This window comes from Oerskovia douganii, from assembly GCF_015142735.1.
Taxonomy (GTDB): Bacteria; Actinomycetota; Actinomycetes; order Actinomycetales; family Cellulomonadaceae; genus Oerskovia; species Oerskovia douganii.
This window is the reverse complement of sequence record NZ_JACSPN010000016.1, coordinates 39151-61905: the sequence shown is the minus strand read 5'-3', so window position 1 is coordinate 61905 and position 22755 is coordinate 39151. Positions and strand designations below refer to the sequence as shown.

Genomic DNA, 22755 nt, shown 5'->3' with positions numbered 1-22755 from the left:
CCCCCCCCCCCCCCCCCCCCCCCCCGGCCCCCCCCCCCCCCCGCGCCCGGGCGTCAGAGAGCCGAGTGGTCGCCGATCCGGTGGTACGCCCGGTCGTGGTAGACGAGCGGTGCCGCGTCCCCCCGCGTCCCCGAGGACAGGGCGCGCAACGAGACCAGGTAGCTGTCGCCCACGGGCGTGCGCTGCACGACCCGACCCCGCACCCAGGACAGCGCGCCGTCGATCACGGGCTCCCCGGACGCGAGACGCGACCAGCCGCCGCCCGCGAACCGGTCGATGCCGCTCGTCGCGAACCGTGCGGACACGTCGTCCTGGTCGTCGGCCAGGAAGCTGACCGTGAGCGTGCGGGCCGCGCAGATCGCCGGCCACGACGACGACGTCGACGCGAGGGAGAACGCGAGCAGCGGCGGCGAGGCCGAGACCGAGATGACGGACGTCGCCGTGAAGCCCACGGGCCGTCCCTCGTGCTCGAGCGCGACGACCGCGACCCCCGCCGGGTGCCGGCGGAACACGGCCTTGTAGTCGTCCGCGCCGAGCTGCGGCTCGTCCTGCTCGTGGAGGAGGGCTTCGAGCCCGGCGAGCTCGGAGCGCGTGGTCGCGGTCACCGGGAGGCTCCGGCGAGCCGGGGCGCGGTCGCGTCCTGGAAGACGGTGCCGCCCACCGCTCGGCGCAGGAGCCCTCCGGCGTGGCCGAGCCAGGTGTCGAGGGCGTCCGTGAGGTCGGGCTCGCCCAACCGGGAGTCGACCAGGGTCAGGGTCCGGGCGGGGACGGTGGCGCCGAGCTCGACGAGGAGGGGACGCAGGTGGACCTCGCCCGCCAGGGCGTGCGCCGGGTTGCCCGACACCACGACCGGGACCGCGACCACCCCCGCCAGGCCGTCGGGGCCGTAGAGGTCGAGGAACGCCTTGAGCAGCCCCGTGTACGAGCCCTTGTAGACGGGGGTCGCGACGACCAGGACGGAGGCGCTCGCGGCGACGGTGCGGGCGGTGTCGGCGCGGGGGTGGGCCGGGGCGAGCAGCTCGGCCGCGAGGTCCGCGAGGTCGATCGTGGCGCGCGGGGCCAGGCCGAGGTCGTCCGCCACGCGAGCCGCGACGGCCTGCGCCGCGGTCAGGGTCCGGGAGGCCGGGCGGGGGTTGCCGACCAGGGTGACGACCGCGGGGCGGGCGGGGCCCGGGGCGGGGGAGTCGGCGGCCCCGACAGGGGGCGGGGCGGTGTGCTGGGTCATGGTGTCCTCGCTGTCGTCGTGCGGCACGCTTGCTGCGCCGGTGCCGGCGTGGCCGGGTCATCTCCCGGAGCACCCCGTCGTGGGAGGGGTTGCTGACCAGCGAGCCGGGGCTTGGCGCTGGTGCTCGTGACCTCTGGGACGGGTATAGCCCTGCACGACGCCTTCTGCACCGGATCGGTCGAGAATCTCGGGACGTGGACGAAGGTTTCGGGGCGTGTTGCACGGTCGGCCGTTCCCGTGCGTCGCGGGCCACGTGTCGCGGCCTCGCGACCGTCGCCCCGGGCAAGCGCAACGTCCCAGGTCGTGACCCTGGCGTCTCCCAGAGTGGGACGGGAGTACGGCCGGGTTTACGCCTACGTAACCTGGTGCGGTTACGAACCCGCCCTGCCGAGGAGCACTCCATGGATAGTCGTCTGCAGTCCGTCTTCGACGAGGTCCTCGCTCGCAACCCTGGTGAGGTCGAGTTCCACCAGGCCGTGCGCGAGGTCTTCGACTCGCTCGGCCCGGTGCTCAAGAAGAACCCCCAGTACGTCGACGCCGCCGTGCTCGAGCGCATCTGCGAGCCCGAGCGCCAGATCATCTTCCGCGTCCCGTGGGTCGACGACCACAACCACGTGCAGATCAACCGTGGGTTCCGCGTCGAGTTCAACTCGGCCCTCGGCCCCTTCAAGGGCGGGCTCCGTTTCCACCCCTCGGTGTACCTGGGGATCGTCAAGTTCCTCGGGTTCGAGCAGATCTTCAAGAACTCGCTCACCGGCATGCCCATCGGCGGCGGCAAGGGCGGCTCGGACTTCGACCCGCGCGGCAGGTCCGACGGCGAGGTCATGCGCTTCTGCCAGTCGTTCATGACCGAGCTGTACCGCCACATCGGCGAGTACACGGACGTCCCGGCCGGCGACATCGGCGTGGGCGGACGCGAGATCGGCTACCTGTTCGGCCAGTACAAGCGCATCACGAACCGCTACGAGTCCGGCGTCCTCACGGGCAAGGGCATCAGCTGGGGCGGGTCGCTCGTGCGTACCGAGGCCACGGGCTACGGCACGGTCTTCTTCGCCGACCACATGCTGCGCACCAAGGGCCAGAGCTTCGACGGCCAGCGCGTCGTCGTGTCCGGCTCCGGGAACGTAGCGACCTACGCGATCCAGAAGGCCCAGCAGCTCGGTGCGAACGTCGTGTCGTTCTCCGACTCGTCGGGCTACGTGGTCGACGAGGCCGGCGTGGACGTCGAGCTGCTCCGCCAGGTCAAGGAGGTCGAGCGCGGGCGCGTCGCCGACTACGTCGCGCGCCGCCCCGGCGCACGCCTCGTGACCGGAGGCAGCATCTGGGACGTCCCCGCGACGGTCGCCCTGCCCTGCGCCACGCAGAACGAGCTGACCGAGCAGGACGCCAAGCAGCTCGTCGCCAACGGCGTCGTCGCGGTCGCGGAGGGCGCCAACATGCCCACGACGCCGGGCGCCGTCGCGCTCCTCCAGGAGGCCGGCGTGCTGTTCGCGCCCGGCAAGGCCGCGAACGCGGGCGGCGTCGCGACCTCGGCCCTCGAGATGCAGCAGAACGCCTCGCGAGACGCCTGGACGTTCGAGTACACCGAGGAGCGCCTCGCGCACATCATGGCCGGCATCCACGCGCGCTGCGAGGAGACCGCCGACGAGTACGGGACGCCGGGCAACTACGTCCTGGGCGCGAACATCGCGGGCTTCACCAAGGTCGCCGACGCCATGATCTCGCTGGGCGTCATCTGACCCACCCCGCTGGGCCGGAACCCGCGACCGGAGCGGCCTCTCCTCGTGCCTCACGGTGCGAGGAGGGGCCGCTCCCGTCGTCGTCCCCGCGGCGGCACGGCCCCCGGCCTGGACGGGCACCCGGCAGGCGCCCGCGCGGCGCGCTCGACGGGAAGGGCCCGACGACGGCGCGCACGTGGCGCCGTCGGGCCGCGGTGGCGGAGGCGCCGGGCGGCGAGGAGCCTCCGTCCGGACCGCTGGGTCTACGCTGACCGCGGGCGCGTGACGAGCGCGCCGTCCCCCGACGCAAGGAGCAGCAGCACATGGCACGCGAGGTCGCGCTCGAGATCGCAGTCCAGGACACCGACGGCGTGCGGGTCGCGGCGGAGGTCGGCGCCCAGCGGGTCGAGCTGTGCGCGGCGCTCGGGGCGACGGGTGGGCTGACGCCGAGCATCGGGCTCGTCGAGGCCGCGGTGCGCGCGGCTGCCGAGGTGGGCACGGCACCGCTCGAGGTGCACCCCCTGATCCGGCCGCGACCGGGCGGGTTCGTGTTCAGCGCCGCCGAGATCGACGTGCAGGTCCGGGACGTCCGGGCCGTGGTCGCGGCCGGCGCCGCCGGGGTCGTGATCGGTGCGCTCACCCCGGACGGGCAGGTGGACGCGGAGGCGGTGCGCGCGCTCGTCGCCGCCGCCGGCGGGCGCGACGTCACGTTCCACCGCGCGATCGACGTCGTCGAGGACGTCACGGGAGCGCTCGACCTGCTCGCGGCGCTGGGGGTGACCCGGGTGCTCACGTCGGGCGGTGCCCCGAGCAGCATCGACGGCGTCGACCGCCTGCGCGCGATGGCGACCCACGCCGCCGGTCGGGTGCAGATCCAGGCGGGCGGCGGTGTGCGACCGCAGGACGTCGAGGCCCTCGTCGCTGCCGGTGTCGACGCGGTCCACCTCTCGGCCAAGCGCACGCTGTCCGACGACGGCGGCCCCGGCGGCGGGGGAGGGGCCGGCTACGAGGTCACGGACCCGGAGGTCGCCCGTGCGGCGCGGGCCGCGGTCGACGCGGCGGGCGCCGCCGGCTGACCGGACCGCGCCTCCTGCGCGTGCCTGCGGCGCCTCGCGAGGGGACGCGTCCAGACGTGAGCACCCGTCCGCGTGCCGGTGCGAGGTGCCCTCGACGGCCGGCCGCGTGAGGCCACGGTCGGCCCACGACCGGCCGTCGAGGGTCGCCCGGCGTTGTGCACTGCGCACCGACGGCCCGCCGCGCGGTCAGGCGAAATCGGCGGGATCCTGCGGTTATCAGAGGGTCCGGCCTCGTCGAGATTTCATTTAGGTAACTTTCCTGTCGTATTGGTCGGCAGGCTCGGTGGGATTCGTTAGTGTTCCTGCCACGAGCTCGCACGGTGGCGAGCGGCTGATCAGCGTGACGACGCGTTGACGACTCGAGAGGACCAAAGATGATTCGAAGCATGGCGCGCAAGCGCCTGCTCACGGTGGTCGCCCTGGCGACCGGTGTGACGATGTTCGCAGCCGGCTGCTCCAGCTCCGGTGGCGAGAAGAACGAGGGCGGCGGTGGCGAGAGCAGCCGCGTCCTCAACGTGTGGGCCGGGACGCAGACCCCCATGGTCGCGAACTTCAACCCCTACGCGCCGAACCCGCTGCACGTGACCAACGGTGCGATCTACGAGCCGCTCTTCTTCTACAACCGGGCAGAGGCCGGCGACCCGTCGCCCCGCCTGGGCGAGTCCTACGAGTGGTCCGAGGACGGCACCGAGCTCACGATCAAGATCCGCGAGGGCGTCAAGTGGACCGACGGCGAGCCCTTCACGGTCGAGGACGTCATCTTCTCGTTCACCAACGAGACCGCCAAGCGTGACTACCTCAACACGGCCGAGAAGGTCGACGAGTCCACGGTCAAGCTGACGTTCAACGGCGCGCAGTTCACGACCGCGGTGCAGATCCTCGGCACGACGCTCATGGTGCCCGAGCACATCTACAAGGACGTCGCCGACAAGATCACGTTCACCAACGACGAGCCGGTCGGCACCGGACCCTACGTCCTCGACACCATCTCGAACGCGACCTACACCGTCGTGGCCAACGAGGACTACTGGGGCGGCGCGCCCAAGCTCAAGAAGGTCCGCTACCTGGCTCTCGACAAGAACCAGAGCGCCCAGGACCTCCTCGCCACGGGCAAGATCGACTGGACGACGATGTTCGTCGCCGACCCCGGTCCCATCACGGACAAGGGTCAGCTCTCCCTCCTCAACAACCCGCAGGACCCCACGACGATCATGTCCTGCATGAACGCCGCGCTCGGCTGCGTGGGACCCCAGACGGACCTCGCGGTCCGCGAGGCGGTCAACCTGCTCCTCGACCGCGGTGAGATCAACGACAAGGCGTTCTCCGGCCACGCGGCCGTGGCATCGCCCTCGCTCGCGCTCCTCGGTCGTGACGACCGCTGGATCTCGGACGAGATCGAGAAGGAGAGCCCGCAGGAGGCCAACGTCGCGGAGGCCGACAAGGTCCTCACGGCCGCCGGCTACGCCAAGGCTGCGGACGGCATCTACGAGAAGGGCGGCCAGAAGCTCGTCATCGAGCTCATCTCCGTCGAGGGCTGGAGCGACCACAACGCAGCCGGCGACCTGATCGCCCAGCAGGGCATCGACGCGGGCATCCAGATCAACCACGTGAAGATCACGCAGCAGGAGATGTCCGACGCCCGTACGGCCGGCAACTACCAGATGATGATCAGCGGTATCACGGGCACCTCGCTCGACGACCCGTTCGCGATCTACCGCCAGTGGCTCACGACCGAGTACACGACGCCGGTGGGCGAGACGATCGAGGCCGGTCGCTTCAACTTCCCGCGCTACTCCAACCCGCTCGTCGACGACGCGGTCGCCGCGGCCGCTGCGACGAACGACGAGGAGACCAAGAAGGAGGCGTACGCCACGGTCCAGAAGGAGATCGTCCGCGACCTCCCCTACATCGCGCTGGTCGTGAACCCCACCATGTCGTTCGTCAACACGAAGGACTACACGGGCTGGCCCGTCGAGGGTGACATGTACGCGTTCCCGCCGTCGTGGGCCACCATCAGCAACGGCGTCATCCTCTCGCAGCTCGAGTCCAACAGCTGATGTCGGACTGCCGAAGAGGAGCTCGGAGCAACGAGGAGTCAATCGCATGAGGTACTTCGCACGGCGGATCACGTTCTACGTGGTCACCCTCTGGGCCGCCGTCTCACTCAACTTCATTCTTCCCCGGGCCATACCCGGCGACCCGAAGCAGATCTACATCGATACGCTTCTGCGGAGGAATGGCGAACTGACCCCTGGGATGCTCAACAGCATCGATCTCCTCTTCGGCAGTGACGACGCGTCGCTCTGGGACCAGTACCTCGCCTACTGGGGGAACCTCTTCAAGGGTGACTTCGGTACCTCGGTGGTCTACTTCCCGGCCACCGTCGACCAGCTGCTCGGCGAGGCCCTCCCCTGGACGGTGGGCCTCGTCGGGCTGGCGACGATCATCGCCTTCCTCCTGGGCGTCGGAGGCGGCGCCTGGGTCGGCTGGAAGCGCGGGACCTGGGTCGACCACATCATCCCCGCGTCGACCTTCCTCCAGGCGGTGCCCTACTTCTGGCTCGCCCTGGTCCTCATCTCGGTGTTCTCGGTGTCGCTGGGCTGGTTCCCGATCGTCGGCGGCTACGACATCTTCATGTTCGACAACGGCCCCGAGTGGTCGTGGGAGTTCATCGGCAGCGTGATCTACCACGGCACGCTGCCCGCCATCACGATCGTCCTGTCCGCGATGGGCGGCTGGCTCCTCGGGATGCGCAACATGATGGTGTCCACCCTCGCCGAGGACTACGTCACCACGGCCGAGGCCAAGGGACTGCGCCCCCTGCGCGTCGCCACCACGTACGCGACCCGCAACGCGGTCCTGCCGTCGGTCACCGGTTTCGGTATCGCGCTGGGCTTCGTGGTCGCAGGGTCCGTGGTCATGGAGCAGGCGTTCAGCTACCCCGGGATCGGCAAGCTCCTCTTCACGGCGGTCCAGGCCAAGGACTACGCCCTCATGCAGGGAGCGTTCCTGGTGATCACCGTCGTGGTGCTCGCCGCGAACTTCCTGATGGACCTGATCAACGGCATCATCGACCCGAGGACGCGCAACAATGGCTGACGACATCCGTGACGCCGAGACCGTCACCCCGGCAGCGGACGCCGCCCCGGCCTCATCGGTCGTGGTCGACGGCCTGCCTCCTCAGAGCGAGACGCGTGGGCTCGTGCCGGACGTCCCGATCGCCTCGCCCGAGTCGGTCGTCGCCGGCGAGCCCGTCCAGACGAGCGCAGCGCCCAAGCGCGGTCTGCGGGCCATGCTCCCTCGTCGCTCCGGCAAGCTGGTCGTCGGGCTCGTCCTGACGCTCGGCATCATCCTCTTCTCGGTCGTGGCTCCGCTCTTCAGCCAGAGCCCGACCTCGACCAAGAACGTGCAGTACCTCCCGCCGAGCTCCGAGCACTGGCTCGGCACCAACAACATCGGCGCGGACATCTTCGCCCAGGTCGCGCACGGTGGCATGGGGTCGCTGACCGTCGGCCTCCTCGCCGGCGTCATCGCGATGGTCCTGTCCCTGGCGTTCGGCATCATCGCCGGCTACGTGGGCGGCTGGACCAACGAGATCCTCTCGTTCATCACGAACATCATGCTGGTGATCCCGGGCCTGCCGCTGATCATCGTGATCTCGGCCTACCTCGAGTCCCGCTCGCTCCTGCTCATCGCCCTGATCCTCGGTATCACGGGGTGGGCCGGCGCAGCGATCGTGCTCCGCGCCCAGGCTCGGTCGCTGCGCAGCCGTGACTACGTCTACGCAGCGAAGGTCGCGGGCGAGAAGGCCCCCCGCATCATCCTCGTCGAGATCCTGCCGAACCTGCTCCCGCTGCTCGCGGCCAACTTCCTCGGCGCGGTGATCCTCGCGATCCTGAGCGAGGCCGGGCTCTCCTACCTGGGCCTGGGCCCCTCGGGGTCGGTCACGTGGGGCACGATCCTCAACGAGGCCAGCACCCAGAACGCGATGGCCTACGGACGGTGGTGGTGGTTCGTGCCGCCGGGCCTCCTGATCGCCCTGTTCGGCTGCGGCCTCGCGCTCATCAACTTCAGCATCGACGAGATCATCAACCCCAAGCTCCGGACGGCTCCCGCGGCCGTGAAGAACGTCCGGCGCGCACAGAAGCAGCGTGGGAAGGGTGGGGCAGCCCCGTCGGCGAAGCGCCCGCAGGTCGAGGTCTCGGCCCGCCACGACGAGAAGGTGGAAGCATGAGCACGCCGACCCTGACCGCGAAGCCCGCCGGGGACGCAGGGGCAGCGCCCGACGCGGTCCCCGTCCTGACGGCACGCAACGTCTCGATCGAGTACCAGGTCAGCCCCGTGGTCCGGGCCGTCAAGGACGTCTCCCTGACGCTGCACCGCGGTGAGATCCTCGGTCTTGCCGGAGAGTCGGGGTGCGGCAAGACGACGCTGGCGTACGGCCTCAACCAGCTCCTCAAGCCGCCCGCGCTCCGCACGAGCGGCGAGATCGTGCTGCACGACAAGGACGGTCACGACATCGACGTGGCAGCCCTGTCGGGGGACGCGCTCCGCGCGTTCCGCTGGGACAAGGTCTCCATGGTCTTCCAGGGGGCGATGAACTCCCTGAACCCGGTCATCAGCATCAGGTCCCAGCTCTTCGACGTCTTCGACACCCACCGTCCGGGGATGTCCAAGAAGGACAAGCTCGACCGCAGCCGCGAGCTCCTCGAGCTGGTCGGCGTGGACCCGAACCGTCTGAACAGCTATGCCCACGAGCTCTCGGGCGGCATGCGCCAGCGCGTCATGATCGCCATGGCCCTCGCGCTGAACCCGCAGGTCATGATCATGGACGAGCCCACGACCGCTCTCGACGTGGTCGTCCAGCGCGGGATCCTCCGCGAGATCATGCGCCTGCGTGAGCAGTTCGGCTTCGCGGTCGTCTTCATCACGCACGACCTGCCCATGCTCCTGGAGATCAGCGACCGCATCGCGGTGATGCTCCAGGGCGAGATCGTCGAGCTGAACACCTCCGAGGAGATCTACCGCGCACCTGCGCACGAGTACACGCGCAAGCTCCTGGCATCGTTCCCCAGCCTGACGGGGGAACGCGGGGCGTTCGTCCGGTCCGGCGAGGACTCGGGAGACAACACGGGAGGGGTGGCCTGATGGGCACGCTCGAGGTCCGCAACGTGACCAAGGACTTCACGATCCGCAACGGGCTCAAGAGGTCGCGGCTCCGGGCCGTGAACGACGTCTCGTTCACGCTCGAGCCCGGCAAGACGATCGCGATCGTCGGCGAGTCCGGGTCCGGCAAGTCCACGGTCGCGCGCATGATCGCCAAGCTCGAGACGCCCTCGTCGGGAGAGATCCTGATCGACGGCACCCCGAGCGCCCACCGCGGCCGCGCGCTCGCGAAGTACCGGCACAACGTCCAGATGGTCTTCCAGGACCCGTTCGCCTCGCTCAACCCGTTCCACTCGATCCGTCACCACCTGGAGCGTCCGCTCCGGATCCACGGGCGGGCGAAGACCAACGCGGAGCTCGACCGGGCGGTCGAGGAGCTCCTCACACGCGTCAACCTGACGCCTGCGGCGATCTTCGCCGAGAAGCGGCCGCACGAGATGTCGGGCGGTCAGCGGCAGCGCGTCGCGATCGCCCGTGCGCTCGCTCCGGGAGCCCGCTTCCTCATCGCGGACGAGCCCGTCTCGATGCTCGACGTCTCGATCCGGCTCGGTGTGCTCAACCTGCTCGCGCGTCTCCAGCGCGAGGAGAACCTGGGGGTCCTGTACATCACGCACGACCTCGCGACGGCGCGTCACTTCTCCGACGAGATCATCGTGATGTTCCGTGGCAACATCGTGGAGCGGGGACCGGCGGACGACGTCATCCTGAACCCGCAGCACGAGTACACCAAGCTCCTCCTGTCTGCCGCGCCTGACCCCAGGAACCAGGGCAAGCTGCGCGACGAGGTGCGCTCAGAGCTCGCATCCACGTCGGCCGCCTCGGGGGAGGCCGTCGGGGTGCGTGACCGCTTCGGCACGGCCGGCCTCTAGGGCGGCCACGCCAGGCGGTGTCGGCGCGAGCAGGCGACCGACGGACGAGTGACGGCCCCGGGTCCACGACCTGGGGCCGTCACTCGTGCGCCAGGGGAACGTGTGCGGCCGGACGCCGCCACGCCGCCGGCGGACGCAGGCACGCCCTAGAGTCGGGTCGTGCCCACCCGGAACCTGCGCGTCGCGCCCACCGTTGCCCCGGTCGCCCCGGCGATCGACCCCGTCCTGGCCGCGCTCACCGCGCTGCGGGACGAGATGGAGATTCCCGCGGAGTTCCCGCGGCCAGTCCTCGAGGAGGCCGCGGAGGCCGCGCGGCGGGACGTCACGGACGGGCGCGAGGACCTGCGTGACCTGCCGTTCGTGACGATCGACCCGCCTGGTTCGATGGACCTCGACCAGGCGGTCCACCTGGAGCGCACAGCCGGCGGCTACCTCGTGCGGTACGCGATCGCGGACCTCGCGGAGTTCGTGGCACCGGGCGGGGCGCTCGACACCGAGGTCAACGAGCGGGGCATGACGCTCTACGGCCCGGACGTGCGCACGCCCCTGCATCCCGCGGTGCTGTCCGAGGCCGCCGCGAGCCTCCTGCCGGACGTGGACCGGGCCGCCGCCGTCTGGCACGTGGACCTCGACGAGACCGGCGAGATCACCCGCGCCCGGGTCGCCCGTGCGCGCGTGCGCAGCACGGCCCGCCTGACGTACGAGCAGGTCCAGGCGCGGCTCGACGCGGGGGAGGCGGGCGAGATGCTCGACCTGCTGCGCGAGGTCGGGCTGCTGCGGGAGGAGCGCGAGCGCGCCCGCGGCGGCGTGTCGCTGAACGTGCCCGAGCAGGACGTCGTCGCGCACGAGGACGGTTCGTTCGGGCTCGAGTTCCGCTCGACCCTCCCGGTCGAGGGCTGGAACGCCCAGGTGTCCCTGCTCACGGGGATCGCGGCGGCGCGGATCATGCGGTCGGGCGGCGTCGGGATCTTCCGCACGCTGCCGGCCGCGGACCCGCGCGACCTGGCACGCCTGCGTCGTACGGCGGGCGCGCTCGGCATCGACTGGCCGCAGGACGTGTCCTACGGCGAGCTGCTCGCGACGCTCGACTCGGCGACCTCGCGGCACGCGGCCTTCCTCAACGAGGCGACGTCGCTGTTCCGGGGGGCGTCGTACGCGCCGTTCGGCGGCACAGGGCAGCCGGCGGGCGTGCCCGACGACGTCGCGCACGCCGCGATCGCCGCCGAGTACGCGCACGTGACCGCACCGCTGCGACGCCTGGTCGACCGCTACGGGACCGAGATCTGCCTCGCCCTGTGCGCGGGGGACGAGGTGCCCGCCTGGGTGCGTGACGCCCTGCCCGGACTGCCGCGGACCATGGCGCGGACGGGCCAGCGCGCCGGGTCGTACGAGCGCGCGAGCGTCGACATCGTGGAGGCCGCGCTGCTCGCGGGCCGGGTCGGGGACGTGTTCGACGGCGTGGTGGTCGACGTCGAGAACGACGAGGAGCGCCGCCGCCGCGCGGCGAAGGAGGCCGACCGCGCGGCGAAGGACGCCGGGGGCGCCCTGCCGGGGCCGGAGGTGCAGGAGGTGGTCCGCGGCCAGGTCGTGATCGCGGACCCGGCGGTCCGGGCGGGCGTCGAGGGGGTCGGGCTGCCGTTGGGCGAGGCGGTCCGGGTGCGCCTGCGCGAGGCGTCGATCGAGCGTCGTCGGGTCGGGTTCGAGCTCGCCTGACCACCTCGCCGGGGACATCGTCGCGGGAGGGCCGCGGCGTCGTCGTGCACCGGGTGGCGGACGCGGGAGGATGGACCCATGCCTCCTCGCCGCCGCACCGACCCGGCCGTGGGCCGCACCGCCCTGGCCGCCTGGCAGGACGGTGCCGCCGACCGTCCCCAGGTCACGACCGCCGTCCGTTTCACGCTCGAGGAGCTGGCCGAGGTCGCACCGGGCCACGCCGTGGAGGTCCGGGTGCCCCCGTTCGGCGCGGTCCAGGCGGTCGAGGGGCCTCGGCACACGCGCGGTACCCCGCCCAACGTCGTCGAGACGGACCCGGAGACGTGGCTCGGCCTCGTCACGGGGGCGGTCGACTGGGCCGAGGCCGTGGCCGACGGTCGCATCAGCGCCTCGGGCGAGCGGTCCGACATCTCGGACCTGCTGCCGTTGCAGGCCGCGCGCCGCCGCGACAGGTAGGACCCCGGGCGCCCCGGAAAGTTCGCGGTGTCCGCTGGGTGAGATAGCGTGCGAGGCGAACGGGCGACGGTGCCCGCCGACCGGTCAGCGCACGACGACGTCGCGCACCCCGGCCGCAGGAGCCGTTCGTCAGGGGGGACGTGGCCGTTCGACCGGTGGAGACCGGCCGGACACCACGCGTTCATCAGCCTGCTGTTGGATTCCAGAGCCTGCACCTGCGCCACCCGCGCCGAGGCGGGCGCGCCGGGAACCCGGCCACGACACGAAGGAGTCAGCGTGATCGGTAGTCACCATCAGTCCCGACGCAGGAGAGGCGTGGTCGCGGCCACCCTGTCGGCGTCGCTCGTCGCCACGGCGGCGCTCAGCACGGTCGCCGCGGGGACGGCATCTGCTGCGGTCGACGGGTCGTCCGTCGTCATCAACGAGGCCTACCTCAACGGCGGCAGCGCCAACGCCCCGTACCTCAACAAGTTCGTCGAGCTGTACAACCCGACGTCGGCCGACATCGACCTCACGGGCTGGTCCGTCCAGTACCGCTCCGCGACGGGCACAGGTGCCTCGAACGGCGTCGTACCGCTCACGGGGACCATCAAGGCCGGGGGCTACTACCTGGTGCAGGGGGCCTCGAACGGCGCCAACGGTGCCGCGCTCCCGACGCCCGACGCGACGGGGACCATCGCGCCGCAGGGGCAGAACGGGACGCTGGCGCTGGTCAGGTCTGCCTCGGCGATCACGCTCACGCCGGGCTCGGTCGTGGGGAACCCGCAGGTCGTGGACCTCCTGGGCTACGGCACGTCCAACACGTTCGAGACCGCCGCGGCCCCTGCGGGCACGGCCAACAACGTGCCGAGCTCGCTCAACCGCGCATCGGGCGGCGACACGGACGACAACTCCAAGGACTTCGCGGTCAGCACCACGGTCACGCCCCAGAACAGCGGTGGCGGCTCGGGTCCCGGCCCGGACCCCGAGCCGGGCACGGCCAGGACCATCGCCGAGATCCAGGGCACGGGCGACGCGAGCCCCTTCGTGGGCCAGACCGTCACGACGCGCGGCGTCGTGACCGCCACGTACCCCACGGGCGGCTTCGACGGCCTCTACATCCAGACCGCGGGGTCGGGGGGAGACCTGGACCTCGCGACGCACACCGCGTCGGACGGCCTCTTCGTGTACTCGAAGGCCGCGGCGTCCGCGCTGCAGGTCGGCCAGCACGTCGAGGTCACGGGCGTCGTCTCGGAGTACTTCGGGCTGACCCAGGTCACGCCCGCGGCGACCGGCTGGAAGGTCCTGACGGAACCGGCCGAGGTCGCCAAGCCCGCGAACGTCGCCTACCCCGCGACCGCCGCGGACCGCGAGAAGCTCGAGGGCATGCTGGTCCAGCCCGCCGGTGACTACGTCGTCGCCGACAACTACGACACGAACTACTACGGGTCGGTCGTCCTGGCGAGCGGCACCGAGCCGCTGCGCCAGCCGACGTCGGTCGGTCGCCCGGGCAGCGCGGAGGCCGCGGCCGCGGTCGCCGACGCGAACGCCCGCCGGATCAACCTCGACGACGGCGCGACGACGAACTTCAACAACGCCGCCAACAAGGCCAAGCCGTTGCCGTACCTGACCGGCGGCGCCCCGGTGCGCGTCGGGGCGCTCGCGACGTTCACCTCGCCCGTGGTCCTCGACTACCGGTTCGACGGCTGGAACTTCCAGCCCGTCACGGAGCTGACCCCCGCCAACGCGGCCGCGGTCCAGCCCGCGACGTTCGCGGACACGCGCACCGCAGCCCCGGAGGCCGTGGGCGGCGACGTGACCGTGGCCGCGTTCAACGTCCTGAACTACTTCACCACGACGGGCGACCAGCTCAGCGGGTGCCAGTTCTACACGGACCGCGAGGGCAACCCGATCACGGTGCGCACGGGCTGCGACGCCCGCGGCGCCGCGAACGCGGCGAACCTGCAGCGCCAGGAGACCAAGATCGTCGCGGCGATCAACGCTCTCGACGCGGACGTGGTCTCGATCCAGGAGATCGAGAACTCGAAGGTGTTCGGCAAGAACCGCGACGCCGCGCTCTCGACGCTCACGGACCGCCTCAACGCCGCGGCCGGCGCCGGGACCTGGGCGTTCGTGCCCTCCCCGGCCGCGCTGCCCGCCTCGGAGGACGTCATCCGGACGGCCTTCATCTACCGTCCGGCGGCCGTCGAGACCGTGGGGGCCTCGGTCATCCACGACGTCGCGGCCTTCGACAACGCCCGTGAGCCGCTCGCCCAGACCTTCCGGGTCGCCGGGGCAGACGCCTCGACGGACTTCGTCGTCATCGCGAACCACTTCAAGTCCAAGGGCTCGGGCTCGGGGGCGGACGCCGACCAGGGCGACGGGCAGGGCGCCTCGAACGCCTCGCGCGTCAAGCAGGCGACGGCGCTCGCCGCGTTCGCGGACCAGGTGTCGACGGCCGCGGGCACGGACAAGGTGCTGCTCGCGGGCGACTTCAACGCCTACGCCCAGGAGGACCCGATCAAGGTCCTCACGGACGTCGGCTACGTGGACCTCGGCCCCACCACGGGCAAGGAGACGTACCTGTTCGACGGTCTCGTCGGCTCGCTCGACCACGTGCTGGCCTCGCCCGGTGCCGCCGCTGCGGTCACGGACACCGACATCTGGAACATCAACTCGGTCGAGCCCATCGCGAACGAGTACAGCCGCTACAACTACAACGTGTCGAACCTGTACGACACCACGGCGTTCCGCTCGTCCGACCACGACCCGATCGTCGTCGGCCTCGAGCTGGGCGGTGAGGAGCCGGGTGGGGTCAAGGAGATCGACCTGCTCGCGATCAACGACTTCCACGGTCGGATCGACGCGAACACGGTCGCGTTCGCCGGGACCGTCGAGCAGCTGCGTGCCGCCAACCCGGAGGGCACCGCGTTCCTCTCGGTCGGCGACAACATCGGTGCGTCGCTGTTCGCGTCGGCGCTGCAGGACGACCAGCCGACGATCGACGTGCTCAACGCCCTGGACCTGTCCGCCTCCGCGGTGGGCAACCACGAGTTCGACAAGGGCTTCGCGGACCTGACCGGGCGCGTCAGCGACGCGGCCGACTGGTCCTACCTGGGCGCCAACGTCTACGCCAAGGGCACCACGAACCCGGCCCTGCCGGAGTACGCGGTGATCGACGTCGACGGCGTCACGGTCGGCGTGATCGGCGCCGTGACCGAGGAGACCCCGACGCTCGTGACGCCGTCCGGGGTCGCGGACCTCGACTTCGGCGACCCCGTCGAGGCCGTGAACCGCGTCGCCGCGCAGCTGCGCGACGGCGACGACGCGAACGGTGAGGCCGACCTCCTGGTCGCGCTCTACCACGAGGGCGCGAGCGCGGGCACGCCCGACGGCTCGACGCTCGAGCAGGAGCTCGCCCACCAGGGCGCGTTCGAGCAGATCGTCAACGACACGGACGCCCGCGTCTCGGCGATCTTCACGGGCCACACCCACAAGCAGTACGCGTGGGAGGCACTCATCCCCGGGACCGACCGGACCCGTCCTGTCCTGCAGACCGGCAGCTACGGCGAGAACATCGGGCACGTGAGCCTGTCGTTCGACACCGCGACCGACCTGGTCACCGAGTACTCGGTGCAGAACGTCAAGCGCACCACGACGCCTGCCGGCGAGCTCGTCGCGACCTACCCCCGCGTGGCGGAGGTCAAGACGATCGTCGACGCGGCGCTCGCGCAGGCCGAGGTCATCGGCGCCCAGCCGGTCGGCTCGGTCACGGCCGACATCACGACCGCCTACCTGGGCGGCTCGTTCGTGGACGGGAAGTACACGGGCTCCGGCCCGCTGCCGTCCACGGGGCGTGACGACCGCGCGTCGGAGTCGACGCTCGGCAACCTCGTCGCGAACTCGCTGCGCGACACGCTGGCCGACCCGGCCCGTGGCGGTGCCGACATCGGTGTCGTCAACCCGGGTGGTCTCCGCAACGAGCTCTACTTCGGTGCGGACGGTGTCATCACGTACGCCGAGGCGAACGCGGTCCTGCCGTTCGTCAACAACCTGTGGACCGTGTCCCTCACGGGCGCGCAGGTCGAGACGATGCTCGAGCAGCAGTGGCAGACCAACGCGGACGGCACGCGCCCGTCGCGCCCGTACCTGGCGCTGGGTCTGTCGGACAACGTCAGCTACACCGCGAGGACCGCGGACGTGAACGCCACCCCGGGTGACAACATCACGTCGGTCCTCGTCAACGGCGAGCCCCTCGACCCGGCGAAGGTCTACCGGGTCGCGACGTTCTCGTTCCTCGCGACGGGTGGTGACAACTTCCGGGTCTTCTCGCAGGGCACGGACGCGCGCGACTCGGGTCTGATCGACCGTGACGCGTGGATCTCCTACCTGCAGGCCCACCCGGACCTCGCCCCTGACTTCGCCCGTCGCGGCGTGGTCGCGGACGGCCTGGGCACGGTCACCGCTGGCGAGTCCGTCACGGCGACGGTCTCCCGCCTGAACCTGACGTCTCTCGGCAGCCCGGCCAACACGGGGGTCTCGGCGTACCTCGTGCCGGCTGGCACGGCGTTCGACCCGGCGAACCCGGGCACGGCCGTGGCGACGGGCACGGTCACGAACGGGGCCGCGAGCCTCGGGGTGGCGGTCCCGGCGGAGACGGCGGGCGGCGAGTACGGCCTGTACGTCGTCGCGGCCCCGAGCGGGACGGTCACGCGCCTGGCGCTCACGGTCGAGGGCGTGGACGTGCCCGACGTCGTCATGACCGACCTCTCGGCCAAGGGCCAGTGCGTGGGCGGTCGGGTGCACCTGGCGGTCAAGGGTGTGAACGGCGAGTCGGGCCCGATCGACGTGGCCTACACGACCGCGTACGGGAGCAAGACGTTCCCGAACCTGAAGGCCGGCAAGATCGCGGCGCAGTCGTTCAACACGCGTGCGACGTCGATCCCGGCCGGCACGGTCGAGGTCGTGGCCTCGACCTCGAAGGGCGGTCAGCTGACCGAGACCTACGAGGTGGCCTACCCGGCGGTCACGTGCGGCTGACGCACTGATCGCCTGATCGCCTGGTCGTCGTCGGGCCTGCTGCCCTCCCGGGGGGAGCAGGCCCGACGGCGTCTCGCGCCCGGTTGCGCCGGTGCAGCTCTCGAGGGGGCGGCACGGGCGCTGCTGGCCCTCGTCGCGCCCGTCGGGCGGCACAGGGGATTCCCAGCCCCACCGGGTAGTCTCGGCCGCGTGAGCCCCAGCACCCCCACCCCTGACGTGAACGAGCCCCCGAGCACCCCCGGCCCGGCCGAGTCACCGACCCTCGACGCACCTGCTGCGTCCGGGACCCCTGCCGCGTCGCCCGGCGCCGCGAACGACGGCGTCCGCGGCGACGAGGTCGAGATCGAGTCGGTGATCGACCCGGCGACGATCCGCCGCGCCCCCCGGTACAAGGCGTTCTTCACGACCGGCGCGCTGGTCGGGATCGTCGTGGGGCTGTGCATCGGGATCACCTGGCTCGGGTCGCCGGCGTCCAGCGGCGTCCTGAAGCCCGGCGTCTATCTCACGGTGGTGGTCCTCGGGACGACCACGCTCACGACTCTCGTCGCGGGGGCCCTGGCGATCTGGGCCGACAAGCGGAGCCTGCGCCGCTGACCCGCTGACCCGTCGGCCACGGGCCGAGGGAGAGCGCGCTCGGCAGGACGACCCGTCGTCGCACCCCGGGGTCCATCCCCTGGTCGCGACTTCGGTGAGCCCGCGAGCGTATGGGACACTGGAGCCGTGGCCCCCCGCGGAGATGGACTTCTCAACCACGACCTCATGCCCGGCGAGAAAGGCCCCCAGGACGCTTGCGGCGTCTTCGGTGTCTGGGCGCCCGGCGAAGAGGTCGCCAAGCTCGCCTACTTCGGTCTGTACTCGTTGCAGCACCGCGGTCAGGAGTCTGCCGGGATCGCGACCAGCAATGGTGAGCAGATCCTCGTCTACAAGGACATGGGACTCGTCTCCCAGGTCTTCGACGAGACGGCGCTCAACGCCCTGACCGGCCACATCGCCGTCGGGCACTGCCGGTACTCCACGACGGGTGGGGTGACCTGGGAGAACGCTCAGCCCACGCTCGGCGCGACGTCGTCGGGCACGGTGGCGCTGGGGCACAACGGCAACCTGACGAACTCCGCCGAGCTCGTGAACCTCGTCGCCGAGCGCTACGGCGCGCAGCGCCGCGGCGAGCTCGCGCGCGGCAACACGACCGACACGGCGCTCATCACGGCGCTCTTCGCGGGCGACGCGGACCACTCGCTCGAGGACACCGCGATGGAGGTCCTCCCGCGTCTTCGCGGCGCGTTCAGCCTCGTGTTCATGGACGAGAAGACGCTCTACGCGGCGCGCGACCCGCAGGGAGTGCGGCCCCTCGTGCTGGGGCGCCTCGAGCGTGGCTGGGTCGTCGCGAGCGAGACCCCTGCCCTGGACATCGTGGGCGCCTCGTTCGTCCGCGAGGTCGAGCCGGGCGAGCTCATCGCGATCGACGGCGACGGTCTGCGCTCGCAGCGCTTCGCACCGGTCGAGCGCGCGGGCTGCGTCTTCGAGTACGTCTACCTCGCCCGTCCCGACACGTCGATCAACGGTCGCTCCGTGCACGCCGCGCGCGTCGAGATGGGCCGTCAGCTCGCGCGTGAGCACGGTATCGACGCGGACCTCGTGATCCCGGTGCCCGAGTCCGGGACCCCCGCCGCCGTGGGGTACGCCCAGGAGTCCGGGATCCCGTTCGGGCAGGGCCTGACGAAGAACGCGTACGTCGGCCGCACGTTCATCCAGCCGTCGGACACGCTGCGCCAGCTCGGCATCCGGCTCAAGCTCAACCCGCTGCGTGACGTGATCCGCGGCAAGCGGCTGGTCGTGGTCGACGACTCGATCGTGCGCGGCAACACGCAGCGCGCCCTGATCCGGATGCTCCGCGAGGCGGGGGCCGCCGAGGTCCACGTCCGCATCAGCTCGCCGCCGGTCAAGTGGCCGTGCTTCTACGGCATCGACTTCGCCTCGCGGGCCGAGCTCATCGCGAACGGGCTGTCACCTGAGGAGGTGGGCGCCTCGCTCGGTGCCGACACGCTCGGGTACATCTCCGAGGAGGGCATGATCGCGGCGACCGAGCAGTCGGCCTCGCAGCTCTGCACGGCCTGCTTCACCGGGAAGTACCCCATCGAGCTGCCCCCGGACGACCAGCTCGGCAAGCACCTGCTCGAGCAGGCCGAGCTGCCGCTGGGCGCCCCGGAGGACGGGCTGCGCAGCCTCTCCGTGGGGGTCGGCGGCGGGACCGCCCTCGACCACCCCTGACCCCGTACGACGTACGCCCTCTCGGGCGCGCCGCAGATCACCAGGAGTTCATTCGTGTCTGAAGGTCTCACCTACGCCGCAGCCGGTGTCGACACCGAGGCGGGCGACAAGGCCGTCGAGCTGATGAAGGACGCCGTGCGCCGTACGCACGGCCCGCAGGTCCTCGGGGGAGTGGGTGGGTTCGCCGGGCTCTACGACTTCAGCGAGGTCGCGACGTACACCAAGCCCCTGCTGGCGACCTCGACCGACGGCGTGGGGACCAAGGTCGCGATCGCGCAGGCCATGGACGTGCACGACACGATCGGGTTCGACCTGGTGGGCATGGTCGTCGACGACATCGTCGTGGTGGGGGCCAAGCCGCTCTTCATGACGGACTACATCGCGTGCGGCAAGGTCGTGCCCGAGCGCATCGCGGGGATCGTCCGGGGGATCGCGGCGGCGTGCGAGGTCGCCGGCACGGCCCTCGTGGGCGGCGAGACGGCCGAGCACCCGGGCCTCCTGGGCGAGGACGAGTACGACGTCGCGGGGGCCGCGACCGGTGTGGTCGAGGCCGACCGCCTGCTGGGACCCGAGCGCGTGCGCGAGGGCGACGTCCTCATCGCCCTGGGCTCGTCGGGCCTGCACTCCAACGGTTACTCGCTGGTCCGCGCGGTCGTGCGGCACGCGGGCTGGGAGCTCGACCGCGCGGTCGAGGAGTTCGGCCGCACGCTCGGCGAGGAGCTGCTCGAGCCCACGCGCGTCTACGCGAGCGACTGCCTCGCCCTGGCGCACGACGACGCCGCCCAGGTCCACGCCTTCACGCACGTCACCGGTGGCGGGCTCGCCGCGAACCTGGCCAGGGTGCTCCCCGCCGGGCTCGTCGGAACCGTCGACCGCGGCTCGTGGGACCTCCCCCCGGTCTTCACCGTGGTCCGCGACCTGGGCAACGTGCCGCGCCGCGACCTGGAGAACACGCTCAACCTGGGTGTCGGCATGATCGCGATCGTGGGCGCGGACGGGGCCGACGCCGCGCTCGCACGGTGTGCGGAGCTGGGACTGCCGGCATGGGTCCTGGGCACGGTCGACGTGCTCGACGACGCGTCGGCGCAGGCGGGTGGCGAGGACCTGGTGGTCGGCACCAAGGGCGTGCACGCGGGCGCCGTGCGCCTCACGGGGGACTACCGGGGCTGACGTACGACGAAGGCGCGTCCTGCGTCTCGTGCCCTGAGGGCAGGAGACGCAGGACGCGCCTTCGTCGTACGAGGAACAGACGCGGGCTGTCGTCGGTGGACGGACTCGCGACCTGTCGACTCACGGACCTGGGGCCCGAAGGTCGCAGGTGGGGTGAGGTCGTGTCAGCGGTCGTCGGACCAGCCGGCGAACGGCTGGTCGTAGTCTCCCGTGTTGTCCTCGGAAGACCTCGCTCCGTAGCGAGGATCTGTCGCGAGATCCGTGTGGCTGTGACCAGTGAGCTCTTGTTCGAGAGCTTGGTAGTTCGTCTCGGGGCTGTAGTACTTCAGCGCGCGAGCGACCTTGGTCTGCTTAGCCTTCTGACGGCCGCGGCCCATGGCTCCGACCCCCTCAACGTAGAAGCGGGGCGGCAACGTACTCAGACGTGCGGCCCCGGGAGTGTTGTTTCGTCTGTTCAGAGTCCAACGGTACATGCTCCGCAGGCATTCCAGCCACTCGGGTCCCCCGAACGGGTCCCTTGTCACAGTGTCTCCACACAACGGGGTGCGGCGGGCGGTGCCGAGGGGTAGCCCGGGGGGTCGTCGCGGCGCGCCGACGGGCCGTCCCGAGGGGTGGTCCGGAGAGGTCCGCGGAGGGCGTCGAGCCGCGAGAAATCTGGTCCTAAACACCTGTACCACCCATACCCCGCCTAATTCACCCTGTCCGCCAAGTCGCCCAAAATCATCATGCTGCGACAATGGAAGGGCTAGCGCAGCGCTGTCGTCGCGTTCCGACGTCACCGTCGGACCAGCCAGTCGCTAGGAGGAGGTGCAGTGATGTCCGTCCATGGAGAGTCCGAAGTTCTGCTCACACCGGCCGAGGTCGCGAGCCTGTTCCGCGTCGATCCCAAGACCGTCACTCGCTGGGCCAAGGCCGGCAAGCTGTCGTCGATCCGGACCCTCGGGGGGCATCGTCGCTATCGCGAGTCCGAGGTTCGCGCACTCCTGGGTGCTGCGAGCGAGAACGCCGAGGGCGTCGACAAGGGCTGACCGACGGCGCGGTGGACGTTCCCGCGCCCAGCCTTCACGGTCGGTCCGTTGAGGAGCCCCGGGACCCGTTGCCCGGAGCTCCCCGTCGCGTCCGACCCCCACTTCACATCGACCAGCCGAAAGCCCGGCGCCTGTGGCGCCGGGCTCGGTCGTTCCCGGGGAGGTCCGCCGCGATGCGGCAGGGGCGTCCGGGGCGGTTGCGTCGGGAGACCTCAGGAACGACGCCTGAGGATCGCCGCTGCGACGAGCGCGATCGCCGCGACCGTGCCGCCGACGAGGATCTTGACGTTCCGTGCCCGTGCCGGGTCGTGCTCGGGGAGGCCGCCGCCCGTGAAGAAGCTGCCCGTGTCGGCGGCCGCCTGCTTGGTCTGCTGCGCGACGTGCGCGGCCTGCGTCCGAGGGTCGAGGCGGGTCGTGAGCTCGTCGATGGTGCTCGCGAGCTCGGCCCGGGTCCGGGCGATCTCGGCTTCCAGCTCGGCCTGGGTGGGCACGGGCTTGGCCCCTTCGGTCCTGGTCGGTTCGGTGCTCACGGGCGCAGTCCTTCCTTCACGGTGGCGACGTCTTCCTTGATGCCGGCGATCGCCGTGTCCGGCGTCGGGGGCATGCCCTTCTTGAGCTGCTTGCTGCCGACGAACGCGAGAAGGCCTGCGATCAGGAACAGGGCGACACCGACGATGAGGGCCGCGAGCCACAGCGGCACGGCGTGAGCGAGACCGACCATCGCGGAGTGCAGGGCGAAGCCGAGACCGTAGAGCGAGAGCACGCCGGCCACGACGAACATCCCGATCCCGATGCCCGACCGGGCAGCCTTGGTCGTCAGCTCCTTCTTGGCGAGCGCGATCTCCGTCCGGACGAGGCGCGTGGCCTGCTCGGACATCTGCTCGACGAGCTTGCCGATCGATGGCTTCGGGTTCGGGGGAGGGGTGTGCCCGTCGTCCCAGTCGCTCATGGTGGTCACCTTCCTGGCGGTCCCCGGGGGGACGCCGATGCGCGCGGGGCTCGCCCGCGCCCCGAAGAGTCGTTCTTCATGTCCCACTCAACCGGTCA

General features: G+C 71.2%; 19 protein-coding genes and 1 riboswitch. Of the genes, 14 read left to right on the top strand and 5 right to left on the bottom strand.

The window, feature by feature from the left end; genetic code table 11:
• Nucleotides 1-53 precede the first annotated feature (53 nt).
• Both H9623_RS12780 and H9623_RS12775 read right to left on the bottom strand, forming a co-directional pair.
• The gene (locus H9623_RS12780) at nucleotides 54-605 is read right to left on the bottom strand and encodes a flavin reductase family protein (RefSeq protein WP_193720422.1); all 552 of its coding nucleotides are present in this window, start codon (nucleotides 603-605) and stop codon (nucleotides 54-56) included.
• Nucleotides 602-1225: an NADPH-dependent FMN reductase gene (locus H9623_RS12775; RefSeq protein ID WP_193720421.1), complete on the bottom strand. Its 624-nt coding sequence runs from the start codon at nucleotides 1223-1225 to the stop codon at nucleotides 602-604. The genes H9623_RS12780 and H9623_RS12775 overlap by 4 nt, the downstream gene beginning before the upstream one ends.
• A 20-nt stretch (nucleotides 1226-1245) precedes the next feature.
• Nucleotides 1246-1357: riboswitch (SAM riboswitch) on the bottom strand.
• A 269-nt stretch (nucleotides 1358-1626) separates the two neighbouring features.
• Between H9623_RS12775 and gdhA the strand changes: the two genes are divergently transcribed.
• From gdhA to purM, 13 genes are all read left to right on the top strand, one after another.
• Nucleotides 1627-2964, top strand: a complete 1338-nt coding sequence (gene gdhA, locus H9623_RS12770; protein WP_193720420.1) for an NADP-specific glutamate dehydrogenase — start codon at nucleotides 1627-1629, stop codon at nucleotides 2962-2964.
• Between the two features lie 302 nt (nucleotides 2965-3266).
• Nucleotides 3267-4019, top strand: a complete 753-nt coding sequence (locus H9623_RS12765) for a copper homeostasis protein CutC (protein WP_193720419.1) — start codon at nucleotides 3267-3269, stop codon at nucleotides 4017-4019.
• A 386-nt stretch (nucleotides 4020-4405) separates the two neighbouring features.
• Nucleotides 4406-6076, top strand: coding sequence for an ABC transporter substrate-binding protein (locus H9623_RS12760; RefSeq protein WP_227748615.1), 1671 nt, complete (start codon nucleotides 4406-4408; stop codon nucleotides 6074-6076).
• A gap of 46 nt (nucleotides 6077-6122) precedes the next feature.
• A complete protein-coding gene (locus H9623_RS12755) occupies nucleotides 6123-7118 on the top strand; it encodes an ABC transporter permease (RefSeq protein WP_193720417.1) in 996 nt (331 codons plus the stop codon).
• Nucleotides 7111-8253 (top strand): ABC transporter permease, encoded by a 1143-nt coding sequence (locus H9623_RS12750; protein ID WP_193720416.1) that lies wholly within the window; start codon nucleotides 7111-7113, stop codon nucleotides 8251-8253. Before H9623_RS12755 ends, H9623_RS12750 begins: the two co-directional genes overlap by 8 nt.
• Nucleotides 8250-9167, top strand: coding sequence for an ABC transporter ATP-binding protein (locus tag H9623_RS12745; protein ID WP_193720415.1), 918 nt, complete (start codon nucleotides 8250-8252; stop codon nucleotides 9165-9167). Before H9623_RS12750 ends, H9623_RS12745 begins: the two co-directional genes overlap by 4 nt.
• Complete coding sequence (locus tag H9623_RS12740; RefSeq protein WP_193720414.1) at nucleotides 9167-10054, top strand: ABC transporter ATP-binding protein; 888 nt, start codon at nucleotides 9167-9169, stop codon at nucleotides 10052-10054. The genes H9623_RS12745 and H9623_RS12740 overlap by 1 nt, the downstream gene beginning before the upstream one ends.
• 159 nt (nucleotides 10055-10213) lie before the next feature.
• The gene (locus tag H9623_RS12735; RefSeq protein ID WP_193720413.1) at nucleotides 10214-11767 is read left to right on the top strand and encodes an RNB domain-containing ribonuclease; all 1554 of its coding nucleotides are present in this window, start codon (nucleotides 10214-10216) and stop codon (nucleotides 11765-11767) included.
• Between the two features lie 78 nt (nucleotides 11768-11845).
• Nucleotides 11846-12223, top strand: a complete 378-nt coding sequence (locus tag H9623_RS12730) for a sterol carrier family protein (RefSeq protein ID WP_193720412.1) — start codon at nucleotides 11846-11848, stop codon at nucleotides 12221-12223.
• A 315-nt stretch (nucleotides 12224-12538) separates the two neighbouring features.
• Nucleotides 12539-17242, top strand: coding sequence for an ExeM/NucH family extracellular endonuclease (locus H9623_RS12725; protein WP_193720411.1), 4704 nt, complete (start codon nucleotides 12539-12541; stop codon nucleotides 17240-17242).
• 189 nt (nucleotides 17243-17431) lie between these two features.
• On the top strand, nucleotides 17432-17836 hold the full coding sequence (locus tag H9623_RS12720; RefSeq protein WP_193720410.1) for a hypothetical protein: 405 nt from the start codon (nucleotides 17432-17434) through the stop codon (nucleotides 17834-17836).
• Between the two features lie 126 nt (nucleotides 17837-17962).
• On the top strand, nucleotides 17963-19510 hold the full coding sequence (gene purF / locus H9623_RS12715; protein WP_193720409.1) for an amidophosphoribosyltransferase: 1548 nt from the start codon (nucleotides 17963-17965) through the stop codon (nucleotides 19508-19510).
• A gap of 54 nt (nucleotides 19511-19564) precedes the next feature.
• Nucleotides 19565-20680, top strand: coding sequence for a phosphoribosylformylglycinamidine cyclo-ligase (purM, locus tag H9623_RS12710; RefSeq protein ID WP_193720408.1), 1116 nt, complete (start codon nucleotides 19565-19567; stop codon nucleotides 20678-20680).
• Between the two features lie 164 nt (nucleotides 20681-20844).
• On the opposite strand, the gene H9623_RS12705 is transcribed toward purM, so the two are convergent.
• Complete coding sequence (locus H9623_RS12705) at nucleotides 20845-21057, bottom strand: DUF3073 domain-containing protein (protein WP_193720407.1); 213 nt, start codon at nucleotides 21055-21057, stop codon at nucleotides 20845-20847.
• A 438-nt stretch (nucleotides 21058-21495) separates the two neighbouring features.
• On the opposite strand from H9623_RS12705, the gene H9623_RS12700 reads away from it, so the two are divergent.
• Complete coding sequence (locus H9623_RS12700) at nucleotides 21496-21708, top strand: BldC family transcriptional regulator (protein WP_030151000.1); 213 nt, start codon at nucleotides 21496-21498, stop codon at nucleotides 21706-21708.
• A 212-nt stretch (nucleotides 21709-21920) separates the two neighbouring features.
• Here H9623_RS12700 and H9623_RS12695 read toward each other — a convergent pair whose 3' ends face one another.
• Nucleotides 21921-22238 carry a DUF3618 domain-containing protein gene (locus tag H9623_RS12695; RefSeq protein ID WP_193720406.1) on the bottom strand — a complete coding sequence of 106 codons (318 nt, stop codon included), beginning with the start codon at nucleotides 22236-22238 and terminating at the stop codon, nucleotides 21921-21923.
• Nucleotides 22235-22657 (bottom strand): phage holin family protein, encoded by a 423-nt coding sequence (locus H9623_RS12690; protein ID WP_193720405.1) that lies wholly within the window; start codon nucleotides 22655-22657, stop codon nucleotides 22235-22237. Before H9623_RS12690 ends, H9623_RS12695 begins: the two co-directional genes overlap by 4 nt.
• Nucleotides 22658-22755: the final 98 nt, after the last annotated feature.